Source organism: Spiroplasma endosymbiont of Megaselia nigra, from assembly GCF_003987485.1.
Lineage (GTDB): Bacteria > Bacillota_I > Bacilli_A > Mycoplasmatales > Mycoplasmataceae > Spiroplasma.
Genome location: NZ_RCOO01000247.1, coordinates 1 through 1,418, shown reverse-complemented (window position 1 = coordinate 1,418; position 1,418 = coordinate 1). Strand labels below are relative to the sequence as shown.

Genomic DNA, 1,418 nt, shown 5'->3' with positions numbered 1-1,418 from the left:
AATAAAAGAGTAATAAATAACTATAAAAATGTAACAAAGAACCATCGTGGTTCTTTTTTATTATCTATATTTTACATCAAAATAAAAAAAAGTAAATTACTTTACTTTTTATTTTGTAATTCAAGCATAAAGAGATACAAATTCTTTACTTGTTACAAATTAATAATATATCTTTAAAAATATTTGTCAATACTTTTTAAAAATTCGTGTATAAATGAATTTAATAAAAGAAATGGAGATACAAATATATGCAAGATTATATACATGTACAATTTGATGAACGAAGATTTTTTAAGGATTTATTTTTATCTGATAGTTGCAAAAAGAAGACTGCACCCCAAAAAGTAAGTAAAATTAAAAAAGAACTTTACTAAACTTTTAGAGGAGGTGCATTTTTTAATGGCAGGAAAAGAACAAAAATTTAAAACATATACTGCAGAATTTCGAAAAAATACAGTAAAAGAAATTGAACAAACATCGCTTACTTATATTGCGCAAAAATATAAAGTAAATATAAAAACACTTGATTCATGACAAAGAAATTTTAAAAAAGGAATTTTAAATACACCAAAAGGTCCAAAAAAACCATTTGAAAAAAAAGATTTAAACTATTATAAAGTTAGGATTGTTAAAGCAACTTCACCCGCAACTGATAAAGGAATAATTTTTACTGCTAAAAAAACATCAGAACCATAAGCAAAAGGCAATAATTGACCTTTTTTAATAGCCTTAGTTTCAAATTTAGACAATATTTTTTTAATTTTATCAGTAATTTTATTAATTACTTTTTGTTTAATAGTAATTATTTGTTTTTCAATTGGGGCTAATAATTTTTTAGTTACTTTTTGAATATAAAAATTTGGGTTTAAATGATTTAAAACTTTATTTAGTTTAATTGGTGTTTGATGCAAGATATTTAATAATTTATTATTATATATTTTACTGTTACGCATTAAATTAGAATTTAATATTAGATTTTTACCAACACCTTTTTTATGAAGATTAGTCATAATGTTATATCACTCATTAGTATTAATTTTGCTTATTTTATCAATATTTAATCCATATTCAGACAATCATTTATTAGCATTTTTTTCATTTACGCGTGGTATTTTTTGAACTAATTTAGGACTTATTTTTTGAATATTTTTCTCAATTTTTAATAAATTATTAATTGTTTCTAAATTAGAAACTTTAAAACCTTTATAAAAATCATTTCGGGCTAATTTTCCAATTGTATATAATAAAGTTTCATTATTAGCCTGCTTTGTAAAATCAAATATTAATTTATCAGATAAAATCTTTTTACTTGTAACTTGCCTTACAACATCTTCTAAATTATCAGCAGTTATTACACCTAATTTTTCAAGCAATTTAGTTTCTTTGGCTAATTTTAAAATTCTAGTTGTTCGAGCAGC

General features: G+C 21.8%; 2 protein-coding genes and 1 pseudogene. 2 read left to right on the top strand and 1 reads right to left on the bottom strand.

Going from position 1 to position 1,418, the window contains the following annotated elements:
- Window positions 1-248: 248 nt before the first annotated feature.
- Both D9R21_RS08600 and D9R21_RS06470 read left to right on the top strand, forming a co-directional pair.
- A pseudogene (locus D9R21_RS08600) lies at window positions 249-365 on the top strand (IS30 family transposase); the annotation flags it as partial.
- 34 nt (window positions 366-399) lie between these two features.
- A complete protein-coding gene (locus tag D9R21_RS06470; RefSeq protein ID WP_126821542.1) occupies window positions 400-696 on the top strand; it encodes a transposase in 297 nt (98 codons plus the stop codon).
- On the opposite strand, the gene D9R21_RS07610 is transcribed toward D9R21_RS06470, so the two are convergent.
- Window positions 612-1,418: hypothetical protein (locus tag D9R21_RS07610; RefSeq protein WP_158613974.1), on the bottom strand; the 807-nt coding region annotated here is incomplete at its 5' end. The two genes, D9R21_RS06470 and D9R21_RS07610, sit on opposite strands and share 85 nt — an antisense overlap.